Genomic DNA, 23,595 nt, shown 5'->3' with positions numbered 1-23,595 from the left:
GCCGAAGCTGTCAGGTGTGAGCCTCCGGAGCCCGCGGGTGAGCGGCCTCGCCGCTTCCCGCCGCGTCGTCGCCCGCCGCCTTGCCGCCGCTGTGCGGACCGGCGCCGTCCCAGCGCGCCCGCCGCATGTCGAGGCGCGGCACGTGGCCCTGGGCCGCGCGGCTCGCCTCACGCAGCGGCGTGCCCTCCGCGCGGTAGTGGCCGATCGCCCGCAGTTCGTGGCCGGGCAGGAGCACGCCGTCCGAGCGCACCACGCGCCACCACGGAACCGCCCCTCCGTAGAGCGCCATCACCCGGCCGACCTGCCGGGGACCGCCCTCCTCCAGCCACTCGGCGACGTCCCCGTAGGTCATCACCCGCCCCGGAGGGATCAGCTCCGCGACCTCGAGGACCCGCTCCGCATACTCCGGGTACTCCGGAAGCCCTTGCTCCGGTCCGCTCTCCTCGCTCATCCGGTCCATCCTGCCGTACCCCACCGACACAGTGAGCGGCCCGCGACAGAGTGTGCGGTACGAGACAAACTGGAGCTCGGTGAACACTTTGCGCCCCCGCATTGCACCCTGATGCCCCCCTCTGTCGGTGGGACATGCCACCATCGTGCGGGCGGTGACTGGTGATACGAGATCAAGAAGAGGCGACGGAGCAGCAGGACGTGCACCCCGATGAGACGGCGGGCACCCCTGCGGCCGAGGCGCACCCGGACACCGGTGGGCACTCCCTGAAGAAGCACGAGAAGTTCGAGAAGTCGGGCGGATCCGACGAGGACAGGGCCGGGCCGTCCGGAGCTGGGCCGTCCGAGGCCGGGCCATCCGGAGCCGGCCTGTCCGGAGCCGAGCAGGACATCCACGACGCCTTCGTCGTGCCCGATGACTGCGCCCACGACGAGGAAGCCCACACCGACCGCGTGGCCGGTGACGAACCGCTGCTCGCCGCGCGCGTGCACCGCCCCTCCGACCTGATGCGGCTGCTCGTCGGCATCCTCGGGATCGCCGTCGTCCTCGCCATCGCCGCCTTCGCGCACGGCACGACATCGGGTCTCGCCCAGGACATCGACAAGGGCACGGAACAGGCACCCGACCTCCTGATCAAGTTCGCGGGCCTCACCGCGAGCATCGGCGTCCTGCTCGTGCCGGTCGCGTTCGCCATCGAGCGGCTGGTCAAACGGGACGGTCTGCGCATCGCCGACGGCGTCCTCGCGGCCGTCCTCGCGCACGGCGTGACGCTTGCCACCGACCTCTGGGTCGCCAAGGCCGCACCTGGCTCCATCCAGGAGGCGCTGACCCGGCCGTCCCCCGGTGATCTGCACGCGCTCACCGATCCCGTGCACGGCTATCTGGCCCCGGTCATCGCGTACATGACAGCCGTGGGGATGTCCCGCAGACCGCGCTGGCGCGTGGTCCTGTGGGTGGTGCTGCTGCTCGACGCGTTCACCATGCTGGTCACCGGCTACACGACGCCGTTCTCGATCCTCCTGACCGTCCTCCTCGGCTGGAGCGTGGCCTACGGCACGCTGTACGCGGTCGGCTCACCGAACGTGCGGCCCACCGGCCAGACCCTGCTCGCCGGCCTGCGGCACGTCGGCTTCCACCCGGTGAGCGCGGCCCGCGAGGACTCCCCGGACAGCGAGCACGGCGACCGGGGCCGCCGCTATTTCGTCATCCTCGAGGACGGCCCGCCCCTGGACGTCACGGTCATCGACCGCGAACAGCAGGCCCAGGGCTTCTTCTACCGCGCATGGCGCAGACTCACGCTGCGCGGCATCACCCAGCGCCGCAGCCTCCAGTCGCTGCGCCAGGCCCTGGAGCAGGAGGCCCTCCTCGCGTACGCGGCGATCGCGGCCGGGGCCAACGCGCCCAAGCTGATCGCCACCTCCGAGCTCGGCCCCGACGCGGTGATCCTCGTCTACGAGCACACGGGCGGCCACACCCTGGACTCCCTGCCGGACGACGCCATCACCGATGAACTGCTGTGCGACACCTGGCGGCAGGTGCAGGCGCTCCAGTCGCGGCGCATCGCGCACCGCAGGCTGGCCGGCGACGCGATTCTGGTGGATCGTTCCGGCACGGTGATCCTGACCGACCTCAGGGGCGGTGAGATCGCCGCGGGCGACCTCGTCCTGCGGATGGACATCGCCCAGCTCCTGACCGCTTTCGGGCTGCGCGTGGGCGCCGAACGCGCGGTCGCGACCGCGGTCGAGGTGCTCGGCCCCGACTCCGTCGCCGACTGTCTGCCGCTGCTCCAGCCCATCGCGCTGACCCGCTCGACCCGCGGCACCCTGCGCAAGCTGGCCAGGGAGAGGTCCCAGCGCGAGCGCGAGGCGGTCCTCGAGGCCTCCCGCCAGGACAAGCTGGCCCGCGCTGCGGAGGCCAGCGCCGACGCGGCCGCGGAAGCCCTGGAGACCGCCGAGGGCGGCGCCAAGGGCCCCGACCGCAAGACCGTGCGCGCGGAGAAGCAGGCCGAGAAGCAGGCCATAGACGTCGCGCTCGACCAGGCCCGCGAGGAGGATCTGCTCACGCAGATCCGCCACCAGGTGCTGCTCATCCGGCCGCAGGCGCCCGTCGAGCCCGCCCAGCTGGAGCGGATCAGGCCGCGCACGCTCATCAGCTTCATCGCCGGGGCCATCGGCGCGTACTTCCTGCTCTCGCAGCTCACCCACGTCGACTTCAACACGATCATCGGCGAGGCCGAGTGGGGCTGGGTCGCCGTGGCCGTGGCCTGCTCGGCGCTGAGCTACTTCGCGGCGGCGATGAGCCTGCTCGGCTTCGTGCCGGAGCGTGTGCCGTTCCTGCGGGCCGTGCAGGCGCAGGTCGCCGGGTCGTTCGTGAAGATCGTGGCGCCCGCCGCGGTGGGCGGTGTCGCGCTCAACACGCGCTTCCTGCAGCGCTCCGGGGTGCGCTCCGGCCTCGCGGTGGCGAGCGTCGGCGCCTCGCAGCTCTTCGGGCTCGGCTCGCACATCATGCTGCTGATGATCTTCGGTTATGTGACCGGTACGGAGAAGACGCCCTCCCTGTCGCCGTCCCGGACCGTCATCGCCGGTCTCCTGTCGGTCGCGGTGCTCGTGCTCGTGGTGACCGCGATCCCGTTCCTGCGGAAGTTCGTCGTCACGCGCGTGCGCTCGCTGTTCGCGGGCGTCGTGCCGCGCATGCTCGACGTGCTGCAGCGCCCGCAGAAGCTGCTCACCGGCATCGGCGGCATGCTGCTCCTGACGCTGATGTTCGTGCTCTGCCTCGACGCTTCGGTACGCGCCTTCAGCACCACGGAGATGAAGCCGCTGACCCTGGCCAGCGTCGCCGTGGTCTTCCTCGCCGGAAACGCGCTCGGCTCCGCGGCACCCACGCCCGGCGGTGTCGGAGCGGTCGAGGCGACGCTCACCTTCGGTCTGATCGCGGTGGGCGTGCCCAAGGATGTCGCGGCCCCCGCCGTGCTCCTGTTCCGCCTCCTCACCCTGTGGCTGCCGGTGCTTCCCGGGTGGCTGTTCTTCAACCACCTGACAAGGAAGGGCCTTCTTTAGAACGCGGGGTCTTCTTTAAGAAGACGCGCCTTCTTCATGAGAAGGAGGCCTGTTCACGGAAGGCCGAGCCAGCCGTGCGCCCCGTTCGCGCCCCCCGCAGGATGGGGAGCATGCCCAACCTCAAGGCGCGTGCCGCCGCCACTGTCGTCCTGCTGTCCGCGACCCTCGCGGCCTGTGGCACAGGCGACTCCAAGGACTCAGAGGACTCCGAGGACGAGAACCTGTCGGCCCAGGAGCTCAGCTGGAAGGACTGCCCCGCGCCCGCCGCGTCCGAGGGCGGCGGCGAGGCCCCGTCCCCGCTGCCAGGCGGCGCCACATGGCAGTGCGCCACCATGAAGGCCCCCCTCGACTGGGACAAGCCCAAAGGGGACACCCTCGACATCGCCCTGATCCGCGCCGCGGCGAGCGGCGACAAGGACCGGCGGATCGGCTCGCTCGTCTTCAACTTCGGTGGCCCCGGCGGCTCGGGCATCACCACGTTGCCGGCCTTCGGCGATGACTACGCCAAGCTGCGCACCCGCTACGACCTGGTCAGCTTCGACCCGCGCGGCGTCGGCCGCAGCGCGGGCGTGCGGTGCGAGGACGACGAACAGCTCGACACGTACTTCCAGCAGGACTCCACGCCCGACGACGACGCCGAGCAGAAGAAGCTCGTCGAGAACGTGAAGGGCTTCAACGGAGCCTGCGAGAAGAACTCCGGCGAGGTGCTCCCGCACGTACGCACCACCGACGCGGCCCGCGACATGGACCTGATGCGCCAAGTGCTCGGCGACGACAAACTCCACTACTTCGGCATCTCGTACGGCACCGAACTCGGGGGCGTCTACGCACACTTGTTCCCCAAGAAGGTGGGCCGTGCCGTCTTCGACGCGGTCGTCGACCCCACCGAGACCGCCGAACAGGGCTCGCTCGGCCAGGCCGAGGGCTTCCAGCTCGCGCTCGACAACTACGCCAAGGACTGCACGTCGAAGGTCGCGGACTGCCCCGTCGGCGACACCGAGCAGGACGTCAAGGACAAGATCGCCAAGCTTCTCAAGGACCTGGACGCCAAGCCGCTGCCCGCCATCGCGCCGCGCGAACTGACCCAGACCGCCGCCACGAACGGCATCGCGCAGGCGCTGTACTCCAAGGACTTCTGGCCGTATCTCACCGAGGGCCTCGACGAGGCGTACGACGGCGACGGGAAGATCCTCATGACGCTCTCCGACGCCATGAACGGCCGCAACCAGGACGGTACGTACAGCAACATCCAGGCCGCCAACATCGCCATCAACTGCGCGGACGACAAGGAGCGCTACACCCCGGAGTACGTCGAGCAGAAGCTCCCCGGGTTCCGTGCGGCGTCGCCGCTGTTCGGCGACTATCTGGCGTGGGGCATGGTCGGCTGCACCGACTGGGCGGTGGACGGTGCCGCCGAGCACCCGGACGTCAGCGCGCAGGCCGCGCCGCCCATCGTCGTCATCGGCAACACGGGCGACCCGGCCACTCCGTACGAGGGCGCGAAGAAGATGGCGGACGCGCTGGGCAAGGACGTCGGCGTCGAGCTGACGTACAAGGGCGAGGGGCACGGGGCGTACGACAGCAAGAACAAGTGTGTGCGCGACGCGGTGAACGGCTATCTGCTGGACGGCAGGGTGCCGAAGGAGGGCACGGTCTGCTCGTGACGGGGTGATCAACCCGCCCGGGGAACTGTCAGCGGCCCCGCCTACTATGGATTGACTGTCTTGACGAGGGGGGAAGCGCTCCATGCCGCGTTTCGTACGGTCAGCAGCCATGGCCGCCGCAGGGGTTCTGGTGGCGGGGCTCGCCGTCGGCTGCGGTGGCTCCGACGGGGACGGGGGCAAGGACGACGCCAAGCCCGCCCCGACCGGACCCGAGCAGTCGCCGAAGCCCGACCCCTCCTCCACCCTGCCCGCCTCGCTCACCACCCAGAAGCTCGACTGGGCCGGCTGCAAGGCGAGAGGCGGCGACCCCGCCCCCGGTGCCGAGTGGCAGTGCGCGACCCTCAAGGTCCCCCTGGACTACGCGAAGCCGGACGGCGAGACGATCGACGTCGCATTGATCCGCGCCAGGACCACCGGCGAGGGCAAGCGCATCGGCTCGCTCCTGTTCAACTTCGGCGGACCCGGCGGCTCCGGTGTCTCCATGCTGCCGTCGTTCGCGGACATGTACGACAAGCTCCGCGAACGCTACGACCTGGTGAGCTTCGACCCGCGCGGGGTCGCGGGCAGCGAGGGCATCCGCTGCCGCAGCGACAAGGAGACCGAGGCCGCGGAGGCCGTCGACCTCACCCCGGACACCCCGGCCGAGGAAGCGGCGTACTTCAAGGACGCGGCCGACTTCGGCGCGGGCTGCGCCGACGACGCGGACAAGCTCCTCGGCCATGTCTCGACGGTCGAGGCGGCCAAGGACATGGACGTGATGCGCCAGGTGCTCGGCGACGAGAAGCTGCACTACATGGGCATCTCGTACGGCACCGAACTGGGCGGTACGTACGCCCACTTGTTCCCCGAGAAGGCGGGGCGCCTCACCCTGGACGCCGTCGTCGACCCGACCGCGGACTCCGTGGGCCACGCCAGGAACCAGGCGCGGGGATTCCAGCGCGCCCTGGAGAACTACCTGAAGTCCTCGGGCCAGGACCCCGAGGACGGCTCGCAGAAGATAGTGCGCCTCCTCAAGCGCCTCGACGCCGAGCCGCTGCCCGGATCCGGCGACCGCAAGCTGACCCAGTCCCTGGCCCTCACCGGCATCACGGTCACCCTCTACAGCCAGCAGAGCTGGCCCGCCCTGACCCGCGGCCTCGAAGCGGCCGAGAAGGGCGACGGCTCGGCCCTGCTTCAGCTGGCCGACGCCTACAACGAACGGGACGACTCCGGGCGTTACAGCACGCAGAGCCACTCGCAGCGCTCGATCGCCTGCCGCGACGCCAAGGCGCGGACGACGCCCGCGCAGGCGAAGGCGCAGCTGGCCGACTTTCGCGGGATATCGCCCGTCTTCGGCGAGTTCATGGGCTGGGACACGGCCGGCTGGTGCCACAAATGGCCGGTGGCCGGGCTGCACGACTCCCCCGACGTGAGCGCCCCCGGCGCGGAGCCGATCCTGGTCGTCGGCAACACCGGAGACCCGGCTACGCCCTACGAAGGTGCGCGGAAGATGGCCGACGAGCTCGGCAAGGGGGTCGGCACCATGCTGACCTGGAAGGGCGAGGGCCACGGGGCGTACGGCATGGGCAGCGACTGCGTGGACAGCACGGTCAACGCCTACCTCCTGAACGGAAAGCCCCCGAAGGACGGCAAGGTCTGCGAGACGTAAGGAACCCCAGCCCGTCCGGCGTTTGAGGACGAGCCGTCAAGGCGATGCTCTGAGGCCGGCCCCCGGACGGGCCGCAGACGAGATGGGGCCCGCACCAAAAGGTGCGGGCCCCATCTCGTCTGCTCAGGCGCTACGCCTAGTAGACCGGCTTCTCGGGCTCGATCTGGTTGACCCAGCCGATCACGCCGCCGCCCACGTGCACCGCGTCACTGAAGCCCGCGGACTTCAGCACGGCGAGGACCTCCGCGGACCGGACACCCGTCTTGCAGTGCAAGACGATCTTCTTGTCCTGCGGAAGGCTCTCCAGGGCGGTGCCCATGAGGAACTCGTTCTTGGGGATCAGCTTGGCGCCAGGGATCGAGACGATCTCGTACTCGTTCTGCTCGCGTACGTCGATGATCTCGATCTTCTCGTCCGCGTCGATCCACTCCTTGAGCTGCTTGGGAGTGATCGTCGCGCCGAGCGCCGCCTCCTGGGCCTCGTCCGACACGATGCCGCAGAAGGCCTCGTAGTCGATGAGCTCCGTGACGGTGGCGTTCGGGCCGCAGACCGCGCAGTCGGGGTCCTTGCGGACCTTGACCTGGCGGTACTGCATCTCCAGGGCGTCGTAGATCATCAGGCGGCCGACCAGCGGGTCGCCCACGCCGGCCAGGACCTTGATCGCCTCGGTGACCTGGATGGAGCCGATCGACGCGCAGAGCACGCCGAGCACGCCGCCCTCGGCGCAGGACGGGACCATGCCGGGGGGCGGGGGCTCCGGGTAGAGGCAGCGGTAGCACGGGCCGTGCTCGCTCCAGAAGACGGACGCCTGGCCGTCGAAACGGTAGATCGAACCCCATACGTACGGCTTGTTGAGCAGCACGCAGGCGTCGTTGACCAGGTAACGCGTGGCGAAGTTGTCCGTGCCGTCGACGATCAGGTCGTACTGGCTGAAGATGTCCATCACGTTCTCGGCCTCGAGCCGCTCTTCGTGGAGGATCACGTTCACGTACGGGTTGATGCCGAGGACGGAGTCCTTCGCCGACGCCGCCTTCGAGCGGCCGATGTCGGCCTGGCTGTGGATGATCTGGCGCTGCAGGTTCGACTCGTCGACCTCGTCGAACTCCACGATGCCGAGCGTGCCGACGCCCGCCGCGGCGAGGTACATCAGCGCCGGTGACCCGAGGCCGCCGGCGCCGACACAGAGCACCTTGGCGTTCTTCAGCCGCTTCTGCCCGTCCATCCCGACGTCGGGGATGATCAGGTGGCGGGAGTACCTGCGGACCTCGTCGACGGTGAGCTCAGATGCTGGCTCGACCAGGGGTGGCAGCGACACGGAGACTCCGTTGGTCGGTATGTGGAAACGGTTGTTCTATCCGTAACACTGCCACGCCCCTCTTCATTCCGAGACACCCGTTCCGATGCGCGAGACGATTTCGTCCCAGTACCCGGGCATCGACTCCCAGGGCTCGTCCCCTCCCCCGCCGTCCACCTTGTCGGTGAAGTAGATCGTCGAGGCGCCCTGCCAGCGTGCGATGCGCAGCGCCTCGTCGAGATGGCCGCGGGGCATGCCGTGCACGAAGTGGCAGAAGCGCTCGGGCGGATAGTCGGCGGTCCACTCGGCCACCTGTGACCAGCGGTAATCGCTCCAGGAGCCGGAGAACGTCACCAACTGGTCGGCGGATTCGGCGTATCCGGGATACGGGTGGGTGCCGTGCCCGAGGACGATGTGCGCGTCGTCACAGAGCGCGCGCAGCGTCGTGACCGTCCTGCGCACCTCCGGGAGCGCTGCCCGCTCCGTGGGACAGCGGTCCAGGGAGAAGCCGTCGACCTGGTACCAGTCGAGGTAGCGGTGCGCGTCGGAGATGAGCTCCCCGAAGCCGCGGGCACCGTACGTCACGTCGAGGTGACCGAGAACACGTACGCCCGCGTTCCGCAGCCGCCCGGCAGCCTCCAGGCAGTGCGGGTCGGGCCGGTCCCCCGGGCCCCTGCTCACATTCAGGACGACCCAGTGCAAAGGGGCACCAGGGCGGGTGAGTTCGGACCATTCGGTGGGCGCGACGAGAGGGTGCGCGAACCCGGGGATGCCGAAGCCGAGACGTATGTCGGTGTGCGCGGTGCCTGTGCCGGTCCTTGTCAGATGCGGCATGCCGCCTCCATCCAGATGTCGGCGAGAGACTCTTCGAGGTTGATGCGGGGGCGCCAGCCGAGCCGGTCGCGCGCGGTGCGCACATCGGCCTGCTGCCAGCTGCCGCACCCGTCGGGATAGGGGTAGGCGGCCGGGCTCCCGTGGTCGGATTCGGCGCGGGGGTGCCCGATGGATTGCCGCAGGGTCCCTTGGTCGAGCTCGTGCAGGGCTCCGCCGTACCCGGCGACGCGCGCCAGGACGGCCGCCGCGTCACGCAGTCGTACGGCGCGGCCGGCGCCGATGTTCACGATGCCCTGGGCGGCGGAGAGCGAGGCGGCGTGCACGGCGCGCGCCACGTCGCGTACGTCGATGAAGTCCCGCTGGACGCCGAGCCCCCCGAGCTTGAGCTCGCCGTCACCGGCCTGCATGGCCCGCCGCATGGCCTCGGCGAGCCGCCCGAGCGGTGATCCGGCCGGAGTACCGGGCCCGGCGGGCGAGAACACCCGCAGGACGACCGCGTCGAGACCGGACCCGAGGACCAGTTCGGTGGCCGCGAGTTTGCTGACGCCGTACGGCCCGCCGGGCCTGGGCACGGCGTCCTCGGCGGTGGAGGACCCCGGCTGGCTCGGCCCGTACTCGGCACCGCAGCCCAGCTGCACGAGCCGCGCCCCGCACCCGCTGCGGCGCAGGGCCTCGCAGATCGTGGCGACGGCGACGGTGTTGTGCCGGGTCAGCTCGCGGGCGCCGCCGCGGGTGGCGCCCGCGCAGTTGATCACGACGCCCGGGTGCACGGCGTCCAGGAAGCGGGTGAGCGCGCCGGGGCTGCCGCTCGCGAGGTCGAACCGTACGTCCGAGTCGTCGCCGCGGCCGAGCGCGGTGAGCTGCACCGCCGGGTCGGCGAGCAGCCGGTCGGCGACGAACCGGCCGAGGTATCCGTTGGCTCCGATCAGCAGCACCCTCATCGGGCGGCTCCCGGATCGGATTCTCGGATGCTGGGGGTCCTCATCTGGCGTTCTCCTTCAGGGGGTTGCCGTAATGCACGGGGTAAGGCCCGCGGTGTCGGCCCCGCGGGAGAGTGAGTTGTCGAATGGGGCCAGGTGGAACTGGCGGTGCGCATCCTCAGGGCGCTCCGTCGCCGTGCGCGGAGGCCCGGCTGAGCACGCGCAGGCAGTGCAGCAACAGCACGCACGCGGCGGCGCCGCACGCGACGAGGGGGACGATGCCGGGCCCCCCGGCCCGGACCGCGCCCTCCACCGGAGCCGCGAGCCATGCACATCCGGGCAGGCGCCCCGCGAACACGGAGGCGAGCGAGACCGCCTCCACCGCGCCGGCCGCCCCCAGCATCAGCAGGGGAGCCCGCGTGAACCCGTACGAGGAGAGCAGCCGGCCGAGGAGCAGCAGCGCGCCCAGCGCACCGGCGCCCGCGGAGGCCGGTACGTCATGGACGGCGGCGGCCCCCACGAGCAGCGCCCCCAGGGCGCACAGGTACAGCGCGACGGCGCCAAGCAGCAACGGCCGTACGGAGGCGGTGAAATCGGCGAGCCCGCGGCTGAGCGCGAGCCGTCGCCGTGCCCCCACGGCGAAGAGCCGCACGCACCACATGGCGGGGGCCACGGCGAGCGTGAGACCCAGGGCCGCGGCGATCGACGGCGCCCAGGGGCCGTCGGGCCCGCCCGATACGGCAGCCCGTGTGAGCCCGTCGCCGAAGAGGGCGTACGCGACGAGGAAACACGTCCACGCGCGCGTGGCGGGCACGACATGGTGCGCGGAACGCAGCGGCCCGTACCGAAGGGCCACCCGGAGCGCGGCGGCCACGGCGAGTGCTCCACCGAGCCCCACCGCGTACCGCGCACGCCCCTCGCTCAGCTCGATCCCGACGGCGGTGAGCCCGCAGGCCACACCCGGCAGCAGCGCGAACAGCGCCCACCCGGCAGGCACTTCGGGGGCTCGGCGTGCGGGGGCCGGCCGGGGGGTGCCGTGTTCCTCCTCGTCGCGCGGCACGCGCGCGTACATCTCCTCGGCGAGCGCGAACACGTCCCGGTGCCTGAAGCGCGCGGCGGTCCGGTCGGTCACACCGTGCGCTTCGAGCCCCGCGGCGATCTCCAGCGGGTCGACGGCGCGCTCGCACAGCTCCCGGTGCCGGTGCATCAGCGCCTTGACCGGGTCGACGCCACCGCGCCGCGCGGGCCTGGCGTCCGTCCCGGCACCGCCCGCAGCGCCCCGCCAGGCCGCGGGCTCGCGCACCAGGGCGGCGTCGGCCACCAGTTCCTCCGACCGCACGTCCCACCCGCCGGGGCTCCCCGGAGCCCGTGGCGCGTCGATCTGCTGTTCCTTGCTCATACGCCCGCCTCCTTCAACCGCTCAGGTCCGTCCGCCTCTTGGGCCCAGCGGGGGGCGCCGCCGGCGCCGGTGCCCGCGTCCCCGCCACCGGAGGCCGCCGCCCACCGGCCCGGCATGTACGCCTCCGCCGGATTGCCGAAGGGCACCGGCTCGCCGGCGTCGTCGAGCGCCTCCCTGCGCACCGGGCAGTGCGAGACGATCTCCAGGTAGATGCCGCGGAAGGCTTCGGTGTTCTGCTCCACGGTGAACAGTTCGAGCGCCCGCGCACGCGCCGCCGCCCCGAGCCGGTCGCGCCGTCCGGCGTCGCGCAGCAGCGCCACGCACGCCTCCGCGAGCGCCCGCGGGTTGCGCGGCGGGACCACGAGTCCGGTGCCGCCGATGACCTCGACGACCGCGCCGACATCCGTGGAGACCGTGGCGCGCCCGCAGAACATGGCCTCGACCAGGCTGATCGGGAAGCCCTCGACGACGCTCGAAAGGACGACGACGCTCCCCGCGGCGTACGCGTCGGCGAGCTCGGGCACCTCGGGTGCGCCGATCTCCTCGAAGGACACCGGGTTGTCGCCGACGGCGTGCGCGCCGTCCGCCTCGTCGGGGAAGAGCTGCGCCGCGAGCGCCTTGCAGTGGGCCAGGTAGGCGGCCGCGTCGGGGCCTTCCGCGGGCGCCCCGACGATCCGCAGCCGGGCCTTGGGCTCCTCCTTGCGGATCTCCGCGAAAGCGTGCAGCAGGGAGATCAGGTCCTTGGCGGGTTCGATGCGCCCGACCCAGAGGAGGGTGTCGGGGTCGCCCGGGTCTTCCCGCTCGCCGACCTCCGCGAAGCGGGACGCCTCCATGCCCGGGTAGACCGTGCGCAGCTTCGACCGCTCGGCCCCGCACCGCTCCTGCCAGCGGCGGGCGTGCGTGTTGCCGGGGGTGATGACCGTGGCCCTGCGATACACCTCGGCGGCGAGCTTGCCGTGGAAGGAGGTGAGCAGCGCCCGCGCCGGCGCGCTGAGGACCTCGTCGCCGGTCGCGAGGTAGTGCGCCCGCAGTTGCACGCCGTATTCGGTGACGAGGAGGGGTACTCCGGAGAAGTGCTGGGCGAGGAGACCGGGGAGCGCCGCCGGGCCGCCGGACGTGGCGTGGCACAGGTCGACCGCGCCGAGGCCATCGGCCCCGTACCAGTCGAGGGAGAGCGGTCGCAGCGCGCGCTCCAGGAGGCCCGCCACGACGAGCAGGTCGGGTACGCGAGCGGTGCGCGCCGCGCGGAGTGCGCCGGGCGCGCGGCACGCGCCCTCCAGGGCGCGCACGGCGGTTTCGGAGCGCAGTGCGCCGACGAGTCCGCCTTGGTCGCCGGCGAGTTCGGCGAGGCCGTAGAGCGCACTGCCGAAACGGTCCGCCAACGCTTCGGAGTCGCCGGAGGCGCTACCGGCGGCCCCTGTTCCGGAGTCGCACACCGCTGCGGCCAGTTCGCCGAAGCACTCCGCGAAGCGCCGCCGCGCCCGGCGTCCGTACCCGGCCCCGAAGGACGCTCCGTCGTCGGTCCGGTCGGCGGTCCACAGGGGCGCCGTCCGCACGCGGTTCACCTGGGGCGGCAGCTCGATCCAGCCCTGCGCCTCCTGCTGCTCACTGCGGCTGAGGGCGTAGATGTCGAATTCGTGCTGCCCGAGCCCGCGCACGAGCCGGTCACACCAGAGCCTTGCCTCACCGCTCACATACGGATAACCACCCTCCGTAAGCAATCCGATGCGCACGCGTACACCCCCGATCTCCCATGTGGGGAGCCGTCGTTGAACCGGCGGCTCGCAGCGGGAAGAACGTATGCGGACATGCCGGTGGCGCGACGGACGGTTGTCCATCGCGCCACCAGAAGGGGTGAACGGCAGTAACTTTCTCGCCCCGGTAGCGTTCTGTCGCGCTATGAAGCCGGGAGAGCGCTCTTTCGCTACGGAGGGTTAAGCTGCGGCCAGCTCCCTGCGGGCCGCGCGGCGTTGTGCCGCGGCCTCCGGGTCGAGCGCTGGTACGGCCGCCAACAGCTGTTTGGTGTACGCCTGTCGGGGCGTCCCGTACACCTCGTCGACCGAGCCCTGTTCGACGATCCGCCCCTGCCGCATCACCGCGACCCGGTCGCTGACCTGGCGTACCACCGCGAGGTCATGGGCGATGAAGACGAGCGCGAGCCCGTGTTCCCGCTGCAGTTCGGCGAGCAGCGCGGTCACGTGCGCCTGCGTCGTCACGTCGAGCGCCGAGACCGGCTCGTCGCACACGATGACCCGCGGCTCGGCTGCGAGGGCCCGCGCGATCCCGACGCGCTGACGCTGGCCGCCGCTGAACTCGTGCGGGTAGCGCCCGTAGTACGCCGGATCGAGCCCGACGCGCTCCATGAGGTCGCTCACGCGAGCGCGCACGACCGTGTCGCGCTCGCCCCGCGCACGCAACGGATCAGCGATGGACTCACCGATGGAGCGGCGCGGATTGAGCGAGGAGACCGGGTCCTGGAACACCATCTGCACGCCGCCGCGTGTGCCACCGCGCGCCGCCTTCCCGCCCGGCTCCCGCGCGTCCCCGTGGCGGACATCCCCCGCCGAGGGCTCAAGCAGCCCCACCAGCATCCGGCCGAGGGTCGTCTTGCCGCTGCCGCTCTCCCCCACGACCCCGAGCGTCTCGCCCCGGCGGACCGTGAGCGAGACCCCGTCCACCGCGGCGAAGGCGCGCTTGCCGCGGCCGAACTCCTTGCGCAGGTCCACCGCTTCGAGGACGACGTCACCCTGCGGGCGGGCCATGGGCGCCGGCCGCGGCGAGTCCACCCGGGGCACCGCCCCGAGCAGCTCCTTCGTGTACGCGTCCGCGGGCGCCCCCAGGACCTCCCGCACGGGACCCCGCTCGACGGCCCGCCCATACCGCATGACCAGGACGTCGTCGACGCTCTCCGCGGCGACGCCCACGTCGTGGGTGACCAGGAGCAGCCCCATCCCTGTCTCGGCCCGCAGCACGTGCAGCAGGTCGAGGATCTGGGCCTGCACGGTGACGTCAAGGGCGGTCGTCGGCTCGTCGGCGATCAACAGCTCCGGCTCACAGGCAAGGGCCATGGCGATGAGCGCGCGCTGCCGCATGCCGCCGCTGAACTCGTGCGGCCGGGAGCGCGCCCTTCGCACGGCGTCCGGGATGCCCACCCGGTCGAGTACCTCGACGGCACGCGCGCGTGCCGCCCGGCGAGATGCTCCGGTGTGCACGCGGTACACCTCGGCGATCTGATCGCCCACCGCGTAGTACGGGTCGAGGGACGACAGCGGGTCCTGGAAGACCATGGCCGCCGTCCCGCCCCGCAGCCGCCGCAGCTCCGCACCGGACGCCTCCTGTACGTCGATGCCGCCGACCCGCACCGCGCCGCCGACGGTCGCTCCCGTGCCCCGGTGCAGCCCGAGCAGCGCGGACGCCACCGTGCTCTTGCCGGAGCCCGACTCGCCGACGAGGCCGAGGGCGGCCCCCTTCTCCAAAGTGAAGGAGAGCCGGTCGACGGCACGGGTCTCCCCGAAGTCGACCACCAGGTCCGTCACTTGGACGAGGCTCTGGGCCGGGCTCATGACAGGACCACCCTTCGGTCGGCCACCGCGTACAGCACGTCCGCGACGGCGTTGGCGAGCACCACGAAGAAGCCGGTCACCAGGACCATGCCGACCACGACCGGCAGATCGACGACCTTGACGGCGTGCACGAGTTCGCGCCCCATGCCGGGCAGCCCGAAGAGGGTCTCGCTGAGTACCGCGCCGCCGAACATCGACCCGAAGTCGTTGGCACTCAGCGCGATGACCGGCGCGTACGCACCCCGCAGGGCATGTCTGCCGATGATCGAGCGCTCCCCGACGCCGTACGCGCGGAAGGTCCGCACGTGGTCGTCGGCGAGGGTCTCCAGCATCGAGGCGCGGGTGAGGCGCGCGTACTTGGCGGCCTCGATCAGCGCGAGCGACAGCCAGGGAAGCAGCAGGTTCCACGCCCACTGCTGGGGGTCGTCGGTGAACGGTACGTACTGCGGGAAGGGCAGCCAGTTCAACTGCCCGCAGACCACGATCATCAGCAGCAGGCCGATGACGAAGACGGGCGTGGCCGTGCCCGCGAGCGTGACGGCGGTCAGGACGCGCTCGGTGACGCGCCCGCGCCGCCAGGCGGACAGGACGCCGGTGCCGACGCCGAGGATCAGCCACATCACCATGGCGCCGAGCGCGAGCGACCCGGTGACCGGCAGCTTCGCCAGGATCAGCTGGGTGACCTGCTGGTCGCTCTGGTAGGAGAGCCCGAGGCAGGGGGCGTCGCAGTGCTCCACGCCCGTACCCGTCGAGTAGTCCTGGCCGGTGAAGATGCCCAGCAGGAAATCCCAGTAGCGGACGTACACCGGATCATCGAGCCTCAACTGCTCGGCCACCTGCGCCACTTGCGCCGGTGAGCAGCGCGGCCCGCAGGTGATCTGGGCGACGTCACCGGGAGCGACGTAGAAGACCGCGTAGATGATCACGGAGATGGCGAGCAGCGTGACGAGTGCGCCCACCGAGCGCCTCAAGAAGAAGCCCAAGAAGCCGCTCATGCCTCGCAGGGGGCCGGTCATGCCTTGCCCTCCCGCTTCTGCCCGGTGCCGATCCGCAGCCGCGACGCGGCCCGTGGATCGAGCGCGGTCCGCACACCGTCCCCGAGGACGGTCAGCGCGAGCACCGTCACGAACAGTGCTCCGGCGGGCAGCAGTAGGTACTGCGGCGCCGCTTGGTACCAGATGTCGGCCGAGGTGAGCATCTGCCCCCAGGACGCGGTCGGCGGTTTGACGCCGACGCCGAGGAAGGAGAGCGCCGCCTCCACCGTGATGTTCATCGGGACGAGCAGCGCCGCATAGGTGATGACGGGTGCGGCGAGCCCCGGCAGGAGTTCGCGGCGCGCGATGCGCCAGGTGCTCCAGCCGCTGAGCCGGGCGGCGGCCACGTGATCGAGTTCCTTCAGGGTGATGGTCTGCGCGCGCACGATCTTGGCCGTGCTGCCCCAGGCGACGAGCCCGATGACCAGGGCGACCAGGACGGGGCGCGGGAATCCGCTGGGCACGATCGCCATGAGGGCGAGCGCGAGGACCATAAGGGGCATCGCGACGATGACGTCGGTGGCGCGGCTGAGCACCTGGTCGACCAGGCGGTTGCCGAGCCCGGCGGCGATGCCGACGGCGACGCCGAGCAGCACCTGCACGACGGTCGCGGCGAGCGCGACGCCGAGGGAGACGCGCGCGCCGTACACGAGACGAGCGAAAAGATCACGGCCGGTCTGCGGTTCGACGCCGAGCCAGTGGTCGGCGCTGATGCCGCCGAACGAGCCGATCGGCACGCCGCCGCGGCCGGAATCGATGAGGTCGGGGTGGTACGTACTGGGGTCCTGGCCCTCGACAGCGGTGAGCAGTGGCGCGGTGAGCGCGACCAGGACGAGCAGCGCGACGACGGACGCCGCGACGAGGGCGGCACGCTGCGCACGCAGCCGCCGCCAGAACTGACGGGCACCGGAAGTCGGGGCGGGCGCCGTGGCGCCCGTCCCCGCTCCCGAGGCCAACAGGGCCTCGCTCATGGTGATGTGACCGGTAACCCTTACTTGTCCGCGGCCTTGACCGCGACCTGGGAGACGTCGAGGACGCCCGTCCAGTCGCTGATCACGATGTTCTTGACGTCCTTGCCGTAGAGCCGCTTGTAGACGGGGTGGAAGAGCGGCACGGTCAGGGCCTGCTCGCCGATCTTCTTGTCGAGGGCGCCCCAGCGCTTCGCGGCCGCGTCCAGATCGGTGAGCTTGTTGATCGCGTCGATCTCGTCGTTGACCGACTTGTCGTTCAGGAAGCCGGTGTTGAAGTTGGCGCCGTCCTTCACGATCTGCCGACCGTCGAAGATCGGGGCGAGGAAGGGGCCGCCGGAGGGCCAGTCGGCGCCCCAGTGGGCGAGGAAGAGGCCCGGCTCGTCCTGGGCGCTGTGGATCTTGTCCGAGTAGTCGTTGTCTTCCAGGCCCTGCAGCTTGACGGTGACCCCGGCCTTCTTGAGGGCGTCCTGGATCGCGGTGGCGATCTCCGGGCTCGTCTCGAAGTCCTTGGCGTTGGAGTGGGTCAGCGTGATGGTGAGCCCGTCCTTGTGGCCGGCCTCCTTCAGGAGTTCCTTGGCCTTCTTCGGATTGCCGTTCGCGCCCGCCGGGAAGTGGTCGTACTTCGTGTATCCGAAGGATTTCTGGTTCGGCAGGTACGTGGTCGCGGGCTCGGCGAGCGACGAGCCGCCGGCCGCGTTGACCACGGACGACCGGTCGACGGCGTACGAGATCGCCTGGCGCACCTTCGGGTCGTCGAAGGGCTTCACCTTCGGGTTGAAGGCGAGATAGTTCGTGTATCCGAAATGTCCGGTGCCGACGCGTGACGCGAGTGCCTTGTCGCCGGTGACCTTGGCGAGTTCGGCGGGACCGAGGTTCGTGTCGGTGGTCACGGCGGCGGCGTCCGCGCCCTGGCCCGCCGAGAGGCGCTGGTTGATGACGGAGGAGTTGAGGCCGGACCGCACGTCGATCTTGTCGGGGTAGGCCTTGCGCTCGGAGTCGGTCTTCGCCGACCAGTGCGGGTTGCGCTCCAGGGTCAGGCGCTCGCCGTCGTTCTCGTTCTCGACGACCTTGTACGGGCCCGAGGAGACCGGGTGCTCCTCGTACTTCGTGCCCTTGTCCTTGCTCTTGGGCACGGGCGTGAACTGCGTCTGCGTGGCCAGATAGGGGAACTCGCCCTCGGGCTTGTTGAGCCGGAACACGATCGTCCGCTCGTCCGGGGTCTCGATGGAGTCGAGCCCGCCCTTGTCCTTGTAGGGCCCGGCGTACTTGTCGCCGCCGATCAGCCAGTCCCTCAAGTAGGGCGCCCCGCCCGAGAGTTCACCGGCGAAGGAGCGCTCGATGCCGTACTTGACGTCGGCGGAGGTGATCGGCGAACCGTCCTCGTACTTGAGCCCCTTCTTCAGGGTGTACGTCCACACCGTGGCGTTCTTGCTCGACTTGCCGAGGTCCGTGGCGAGGTCCGGCACGACCTCCGAGCCCTTGGCGCCGTCCTCGCGGTTGCGGGTGGTCAGGGTGCGGAAGACGAGCGAGGGGACGTTGCCGCCGCCGGAGGTGTAGAGCCGCGCCGGGTCGAAGTCGACCTGCGGGTCGCTGTTGAGGACGGTGAGCGTGCCGCCCTTCGCGGGCTTGCCTTCGGCGCCGCCGCTCCCGGCGCCGCTGCCCTCGGGACCGGCGCAGGCGGCGGCGCCCGCTGCCAGGACGAGGCTGACGGATGCCGCTGCCACGCGGCGGGCTATGACGGACGGTTGACGCATGGGAAGGGACCTCTCGGGAGCGCTGCACGGCACACGGGCGTGGGGCAGCAATCAGCAGGAAATGAGCAGAGCTCGCCCCGGGGTCGCCGAAGAAGGCCAGGACCACGAAAGGTCATGCGAAAGCGACGCACGCGCCAGGGGCGGGCGTCAGCAACAGTGAATGTCGGACACGCAGAGCGCGGTCACGCCGAAGAGCGCCAGCGCAAGGGCTGCGCGCGAGGAGGCGTGACGAGGCGACATGCGGAGAAATATGAACGAACTTGCGACAGATGTCAAAGCTTCGAATCCAGAAATGACCGCATGACGGTCACTTCTGTCTCAACTCTTGGGAAACGCCCAGGGGTTGGCCTTGCACTTGATTCCGTCGTGGTCGAGGAACTTCGTCTGCTGCTGCATGACGGGCGCGAGGTCGCCGTCCTTCGTGCAGTCCGTGTGATTGAAGCCCAGCCGGTGGCCGACCTCGTGGTTGATGAGCATCTGCCGGTACGGGTGGATGCGGTCGCCGTAGGTCTTGGCGCCCTGCGCCCACCGGTAGGCGTTGATCATGACGCGGTCGGTGGCCGCGGAGTCACAGGAGACGTTCTGCTCAAGGGTGTCGAGACCGGATTTCGCACACCACTTCCCGGTCGTCCCCGGGCTCGCGAGAGTGATGACGAAGTCGGGCTTCCCCGAGGAGATCCGCTCGAAGGTCCGGCCTCCGCCGTGCGCCCAGCTCCGCTCGTCGTTCAGGGTCTTCTGCACGGCCGACGCGAACAGCTCGCCGTCCAGGCCCATCCCCTTCTCGACGTCCACGCGGTAGCGGAACAACTGCCCCTTGCCCGGCGCCTTCTCGAACCCGGCCATCGCGTCGAAGTCGCCGGACGCCGTGAGCTTGGCGTCGAGCGGGTACTTCTTCGCCATCTTCGTCTCGTACGTCGCCGGGGCGGACTCGGGGGGCGTGGGCCGGTCGTCCGAGCGGGAGGCGTCCTCGCCCGCGGCACGGCTGTCCTGGCCCTTCGCTGCCCGCGTGGCGGTCTCGGGAGCAGAATCCTTTGCCCCATCGGCCACTTGCCCCGCCACCACGACCGCGAGCACGGTCGTGACAGCGGCGGCGGCGATCCCGGTGAAGGTGCGGCCCTTGCCTGCCTTGCCGTCCCGGGCGTCGTCGTCCGCGAAGGCGCCGGGGCCGTCGGCTCCGTCCGTGCCACCGGTCCCGTCGGCTCCGCCGGCCCAGAGCTCTCCCCGTGCTTCCTCGTCCTCGTCGACCGAGCGGTCCCAGTCGGTGACGGAGGCGTACGGGTCGCGGGGCTGGGGTGTCCGCGCGGGCGGGGGCCCGGTCGGCGCGCGCGTGGCACCGGTCGCGCTGCCCCCGAAGAGGTCCTCGTCGACGAACTCGTCGCCGAACGCGTCCACATACTCGCGACGCGGCCCCGGCATGCGAGGCGGCGCGGTCCGCGCTCCCGGCGGCGTCCCGTAGGCGGCGCCCATCCGCGGCCCGGCTCCCCACGCCTCACCCGGCTCACGCTGCTCGGGGTGCCCGCCACGGACGTGCGGCATGCCGTGCGGCGGGGTGGCCTGGGGCGTGCCGTGTGACGGCGTGGCCTGCGGGAAGCCGTGCGGCGGCGTGGCCTGCGGGAAGCCGTGCGCGGGCGTACCGGCGTCCCCCGGGGCGCGCCTGCGGCGCCCCGTGCCGGGGCCCGGCGGGCGCGCGCCCTGCGCTAGCGGTATGTCGTCGGTACTCGCGTTGCTCGTACTGCCCGTGGTGCCCGTGTTGTCTGCGAGGTCGGTTGAACCCCGGCGGCTATGACGTCCCACTCGCCGCCTCAGCTCTCCGCGCCCGATTGACCGGATGCATGCAACTCGCCCGCGTCCGCGAGGAGTTCGCGGATCGCCGTGGCCACCGTATCCGGATACTCCATCATCGCCACATGCCCTGCGTCCGGCAGAGTGAGGAGCCGTGAGTCACGGAACGCGGCGGCGGCCTTGCGGGCCATACGGTACGACACGAGCAGGTCCTTGCCGCCGTACACCAGCAGCGTAGGCGCGAGCACCCGCTCCGCCTGCCGCCACAGGCCGTGCTGCCCGCCCAGCGTGTACGCGTTCACGATGCCGCGCGCCGAGCGGGCCATCGCGTCCCACATGTACGGAAGGGCGAGCCTGCGCTCCATCTCCCGCACCGCCGCGCTGTACCCCTCCGGAGAGACCCGGCCCGGGTCGCCGTAACAGAGCCCCATGACACCGCTGACCCGCTGCTCGGCCGTCCAGTCCTTGGTGAGCCTGGTGAACAGGGACGCGACGCCGGGCAACGCCAGGAGCCCGGTCGGCACCGCCGTGCGCTGCACCCGGAGCTCGGGAAGCGCCGGCGAGATCAGCGTCAGCGTACGAACCAGGTCGGGGCGGACGGCGGCGACACGGGTGGTCACCGCGCCGCCCAACGAGTTCGCGATCAGGTGCACGGGCCCGTGCTCGCGCGAGTCCAGATAGCGGATGACCGCGCGCGCATGCCCGGTGACCGAATAGTCACTGTCGTCCGGCGGCGGCGAGTCACCGAAGCCCGGCAGATCGAGGGCCGCGCAGTCGACGACGTCCTCCAGGAGCGGCATCAGGGCCGACCAGTTCTGCGAGGAACCGCCGAGCCCGTGCACGTACAGCGCGGCGGGCAGCCCGTCGCGGACCGACGGCCTGGAACGCACCGAAAGCGTGAGCCCGGGGAGGGTGACCGAGTCGAGCCGCTCGCCCGCCGCGACCGCCACGACACCCGGTTTGGGGGCGACGGTGGCGGCGATCACGTTCGGCAGCTCGGTCGAAGACATGCAGCAATGTTACGAGACGATCACACGGTGGTTCATGTGTTCGCCGTCACAGATCCGGCCGATCCCACCCGGAGATCGCGTAGCGCCCGGTTCGGCGGTCTCCTACGCTCATAGAAGAGGGCGCAAACGCTCATAGGAGAGGACGGACAGGGCACTCGCACCACTAGTCCTCCAGTCCTCTACGGAAGAGAGCCACGATGACCGTCGACCCGACCGACCCCGAAACCTTCGAGGCCGAGGTAACCCCCGACACCAGCACCGAAGCTCCCGAGGCGGACGCCGCGGAGCAGCAGACCGACCTCGCACCGCGCGGGGACGACTCCTTGCAGGGTGTGGACACGGACGAGGCCAATGAGGCCGACCTGGCCGAACAGGCCCGCGTCGTCAGCATCGACGAAGACGACTATCGCTGAGCTGCCCGTGTTTGCCCTGCTACGCACGGCTTTCTCGGTCGTCCGGTCCGTGAAATTCTCCGCTCGTACCGCGCACATCGTGGTTACCGAAAAGTACGATGGCCGCGCGGCGCACACCGCACATTCACGATCATGGGAGGCGGCGTGACAGCCATCGAGCAGACAGAGGCGGCACGCCCACGGGGCACACGCCTGCCGCGTCGTGCCCGACGCAATCAGTTGCTGGGCGCGGCACAGGAGGTCTTCGTCGCGCAGGGGTATCACGCGGCGGCGATGGACGACATCGCCGAGCGGGCCGGAGTCAGCAAGCCGGTGCTCTACCAGCACTTCCCCGGCAAGCTCGACCTCTACCTCGCCCTGCTCGACCAGCACTGCGAATCACTGCTGCAGTCCGTCCGTACGGCACTCGCGTCGACCTCGGACAACAAGCTGCGGGTGGCGGCCACGATGGACGCGTACTTCGCGTACGTGGAGGACGAGGGCGGTGCCTTCCGTCTCGTCTTCGAGTCCGACCTGACTAACGAGGCGGCGGTCCGCGAGCGCGTGGACCGGGTCACCCTCCAGTGCGCGGAAGCGATCTGCGAGGTCATCGCGGAGGACACGGGCCTGCCCCGTGACGAGGCGATGCTGCTCGCGGTGGGCCTGGGCGGCTACTCCCAGGTGGTCGCCAGGTACTGGCTCGCCAGCGGCAGCACGGTCCCGCGCGACAAGGCGGTGGAGCTTCTCACCTCGCTGGCCTGGCGCGGTATCGCAGGCTTCCCGCTGCACGGCCTGGAAGGCCACTGACTTCTGTTCCCGATCTCTGTTCGCTACTGGCGTGCAGCGGCACAAGCATGCAGGTCGCCTCACCGGGCTAATGTGTGCTGAGTACGGCGCGGCAGGCCGCGCACATCACTGACCGTCGGAGGGACAAAGCCGTGGAGGTCAAGATCGGCGTGCAGTACGCGCCCCGCGAGATCGTGCTGGAGAGCGGCCAGAGTGCCGAGGAAGTCGAGCACGCGGTGTCCGAGGCGCTGACCGGCAAGTCGCCGCTGCTGAGCCTCGTGGACGACCACGGCCGCAAGGTCCTGGTTCCGGCCGACCGCCTCGCGTACGTCGAGCTCGGCGAGCCGACCGCACGCAAGGTGGGCTTCAGCGCCCTGTAGTCCAAGGCGCTGCACGCAGGACGAACGACGAGAACGGCCCGGTGGTCACAACCACCGGGCCGTTCTCGTGTGTTGGTACGCGGGATACGCGTGGTGCGCGTATGGGCTGCCGCGCCGGTCGCGATGCGTCGACGCGATCCGCGGGGGAAGGCTATGGAGGATTGCATTCCGGCCGCCAGGGGTAAGACCGGCTACGACCGTTTTGCACCTGGCCGCGAGGGAGGGAAGACCCTGTGATTCTGGAAGCACTCGGCTCCGCACTGCTCGGTTTCGCCCTGGCATGGGCGGCGGCCCACCGACTGGCCGCGCGGCTCCCCGCGCGCAAGCTGGTCCTTTCGACCGGCGTGGCAGGCGCCGTGATCGGCGCGTTCGTCACACACATGGCCCTGGGCGCGGGCCACGCCCTGGGCACCCTCGCGGGCGCAGTAGCCGTAGCAGCGGCCCTGCTCTCACTCCTGCTCCGCCCCAACCGAGGCCACCTACGCCGTCGCTCAGCGACGGCGTAGCCGGGCCCTACGGGCCCGCTAGGGGCCCGCAAGGGGCGCCGGGAACGGCGCGGCCCCGTAAGGGGCGCGGGGAACGGCGCGAGAAACCCCCACGCACCCGCAGGCAACAACGGCGCACCAGCCCCGCAGAGGGGCGCGGGGAACTGCC

20 protein-coding genes are annotated in these 23,595 nt (G+C 70.9%); 7 read left to right on the top strand and 13 right to left on the bottom strand.

Annotated features, from left to right (window positions below; translation table 11 throughout):
• Nucleotides 1–10 precede the first annotated feature (10 nt).
• Nucleotides 11–451 (bottom strand): MGMT family protein, encoded by a 441-nt coding sequence (locus ACZ5U5_RS35225; RefSeq protein ID WP_469030062.1) that lies wholly within the window; start codon nucleotides 449–451, stop codon nucleotides 11–13.
• A gap of 161 nt (nucleotides 452–612) precedes the next feature.
• Between ACZ5U5_RS35225 and ACZ5U5_RS35220 the strand changes: the two genes are divergently transcribed.
• The 3 genes from ACZ5U5_RS35220 to ACZ5U5_RS35210 all read left to right on the top strand — a co-directional run bounded on the left by ACZ5U5_RS35220 (nucleotide 613) and on the right by ACZ5U5_RS35210 (nucleotide 6,822).
• Nucleotides 613–3,510 carry a lysylphosphatidylglycerol synthase transmembrane domain-containing protein gene (locus ACZ5U5_RS35220; protein ID WP_469030059.1) on the top strand — a complete coding sequence of 966 codons (2,898 nt, stop codon included), beginning with the start codon at nucleotides 613–615 and terminating at the stop codon, nucleotides 3,508–3,510.
• A gap of 110 nt (nucleotides 3,511–3,620) precedes the next feature.
• Nucleotides 3,621–5,174 carry an alpha/beta hydrolase gene (locus tag ACZ5U5_RS35215; protein WP_469030057.1) on the top strand — a complete coding sequence of 518 codons (1,554 nt, stop codon included), beginning with the start codon at nucleotides 3,621–3,623 and terminating at the stop codon, nucleotides 5,172–5,174.
• 82 nt (nucleotides 5,175–5,256) lie between these two features.
• A complete protein-coding gene (locus ACZ5U5_RS35210) occupies nucleotides 5,257–6,822 on the top strand; it encodes an alpha/beta hydrolase (protein ID WP_469030054.1) in 1,566 nt (521 codons plus the stop codon).
• Nucleotides 6,823–6,958: 136 nt separating this feature from the next.
• Here the strand turns inward: ACZ5U5_RS35210 and moeZ are convergent, their stop codons facing one another.
• The 12 genes from moeZ to ACZ5U5_RS35150 form a co-directional block, all read right to left on the bottom strand.
• Nucleotides 6,959–8,137: an adenylyltransferase/sulfurtransferase MoeZ gene (gene moeZ, locus ACZ5U5_RS35205; RefSeq protein WP_469030051.1), complete on the bottom strand. Its 1,179-nt coding sequence runs from the start codon at nucleotides 8,135–8,137 to the stop codon at nucleotides 6,959–6,961.
• Nucleotides 8,138–8,200: 63 nt separating this feature from the next.
• Nucleotides 8,201–8,950: a spherulation-specific family 4 protein gene (locus ACZ5U5_RS35200; protein ID WP_469030049.1), complete on the bottom strand. Its 750-nt coding sequence runs from the start codon at nucleotides 8,948–8,950 to the stop codon at nucleotides 8,201–8,203.
• A complete protein-coding gene (locus tag ACZ5U5_RS35195; RefSeq protein ID WP_469030046.1) occupies nucleotides 8,938–9,891 on the bottom strand; it encodes an NAD-dependent epimerase/dehydratase family protein in 954 nt (317 codons plus the stop codon). The genes ACZ5U5_RS35200 and ACZ5U5_RS35195 overlap by 13 nt, the downstream gene beginning before the upstream one ends.
• A gap of 157 nt (nucleotides 9,892–10,048) precedes the next feature.
• Nucleotides 10,049–11,269: a hypothetical protein gene (locus ACZ5U5_RS35190; protein ID WP_469030043.1), complete on the bottom strand. Its 1,221-nt coding sequence runs from the start codon at nucleotides 11,267–11,269 to the stop codon at nucleotides 10,049–10,051.
• The gene (locus tag ACZ5U5_RS35185; RefSeq protein ID WP_469030040.1) at nucleotides 11,266–13,002 is read right to left on the bottom strand and encodes a DUF3492 domain-containing protein; all 1,737 of its coding nucleotides are present in this window, start codon (nucleotides 13,000–13,002) and stop codon (nucleotides 11,266–11,268) included. The genes ACZ5U5_RS35190 and ACZ5U5_RS35185 overlap by 4 nt, the downstream gene beginning before the upstream one ends.
• Nucleotides 13,003–13,203: 201 nt before the next feature.
• The gene (locus ACZ5U5_RS35180) at nucleotides 13,204–14,832 is read right to left on the bottom strand and encodes a dipeptide ABC transporter ATP-binding protein (RefSeq protein WP_469030038.1); all 1,629 of its coding nucleotides are present in this window, start codon (nucleotides 14,830–14,832) and stop codon (nucleotides 13,204–13,206) included.
• On the bottom strand, nucleotides 14,829–15,827 hold the full coding sequence (locus tag ACZ5U5_RS35175) for an ABC transporter permease (RefSeq protein ID WP_469030612.1): 999 nt from the start codon (nucleotides 15,825–15,827) through the stop codon (nucleotides 14,829–14,831). Before ACZ5U5_RS35175 ends, ACZ5U5_RS35180 begins: the two co-directional genes overlap by 4 nt.
• Nucleotides 15,828–15,844: 17 nt before the next feature.
• On the bottom strand, nucleotides 15,845–16,837 hold the full coding sequence (locus ACZ5U5_RS35170) for an ABC transporter permease (protein WP_469030035.1): 993 nt from the start codon (nucleotides 16,835–16,837) through the stop codon (nucleotides 15,845–15,847).
• Between the two features lie 20 nt (nucleotides 16,838–16,857).
• Entirely contained in the window at nucleotides 16,858–18,591 is a 1,734-nt protein-coding gene (locus ACZ5U5_RS35165; RefSeq protein WP_469030033.1) for an ABC transporter substrate-binding protein, read from the bottom strand.
• Nucleotides 18,592–18,738: 147 nt separating this feature from the next.
• The gene (locus ACZ5U5_RS35160) at nucleotides 18,739–18,831 is read right to left on the bottom strand and encodes an Ms4533A family Cys-rich leader peptide (protein WP_469030031.1); all 93 of its coding nucleotides are present in this window, start codon (nucleotides 18,829–18,831) and stop codon (nucleotides 18,739–18,741) included.
• A 78-nt stretch (nucleotides 18,832–18,909) separates the two neighbouring features.
• The gene (locus ACZ5U5_RS35155) at nucleotides 18,910–20,385 is read right to left on the bottom strand and encodes a DUF3152 domain-containing protein (RefSeq protein WP_469030029.1); all 1,476 of its coding nucleotides are present in this window, start codon (nucleotides 20,383–20,385) and stop codon (nucleotides 18,910–18,912) included.
• Nucleotides 20,386–20,393: 8 nt separating this feature from the next.
• Complete coding sequence (locus ACZ5U5_RS35150; RefSeq protein WP_469030027.1) at nucleotides 20,394–21,383, bottom strand: alpha/beta fold hydrolase; 990 nt, start codon at nucleotides 21,381–21,383, stop codon at nucleotides 20,394–20,396.
• Between the two features lie 197 nt (nucleotides 21,384–21,580).
• Here ACZ5U5_RS35150 and ACZ5U5_RS35145 point away from each other — a divergent pair, with 197 nt between their 5' ends.
• The 4 genes from ACZ5U5_RS35145 (at nucleotide 21,581) to ACZ5U5_RS35130 (ending at nucleotide 23,447) form a co-directional block, all read left to right on the top strand.
• On the top strand, nucleotides 21,581–21,796 hold the full coding sequence (locus tag ACZ5U5_RS35145) for a hypothetical protein (RefSeq protein WP_469030025.1): 216 nt from the start codon (nucleotides 21,581–21,583) through the stop codon (nucleotides 21,794–21,796).
• A gap of 144 nt (nucleotides 21,797–21,940) precedes the next feature.
• Entirely contained in the window at nucleotides 21,941–22,582 is a 642-nt protein-coding gene (locus ACZ5U5_RS35140; protein WP_249587903.1) for a TetR/AcrR family transcriptional regulator, read from the top strand.
• 131 nt (nucleotides 22,583–22,713) lie between these two features.
• On the top strand, nucleotides 22,714–22,941 hold the full coding sequence (locus ACZ5U5_RS35135; protein WP_055565193.1) for a DUF3107 domain-containing protein: 228 nt from the start codon (nucleotides 22,714–22,716) through the stop codon (nucleotides 22,939–22,941).
• A gap of 233 nt (nucleotides 22,942–23,174) precedes the next feature.
• On the top strand, nucleotides 23,175–23,447 hold the full coding sequence (locus ACZ5U5_RS35130) for a hypothetical protein (RefSeq protein ID WP_469030021.1): 273 nt from the start codon (nucleotides 23,175–23,177) through the stop codon (nucleotides 23,445–23,447).
• The last annotated feature ends 148 nt before the right edge of the window (nucleotides 23,448–23,595 follow it).

This window comes from Streptomyces sp. NPDC033177 (genome assembly GCF_055577715.1).
The sequence above is the reverse complement of the archived record's forward strand: the minus strand, read 5'-3'. Positions and strand labels throughout refer to the sequence as shown.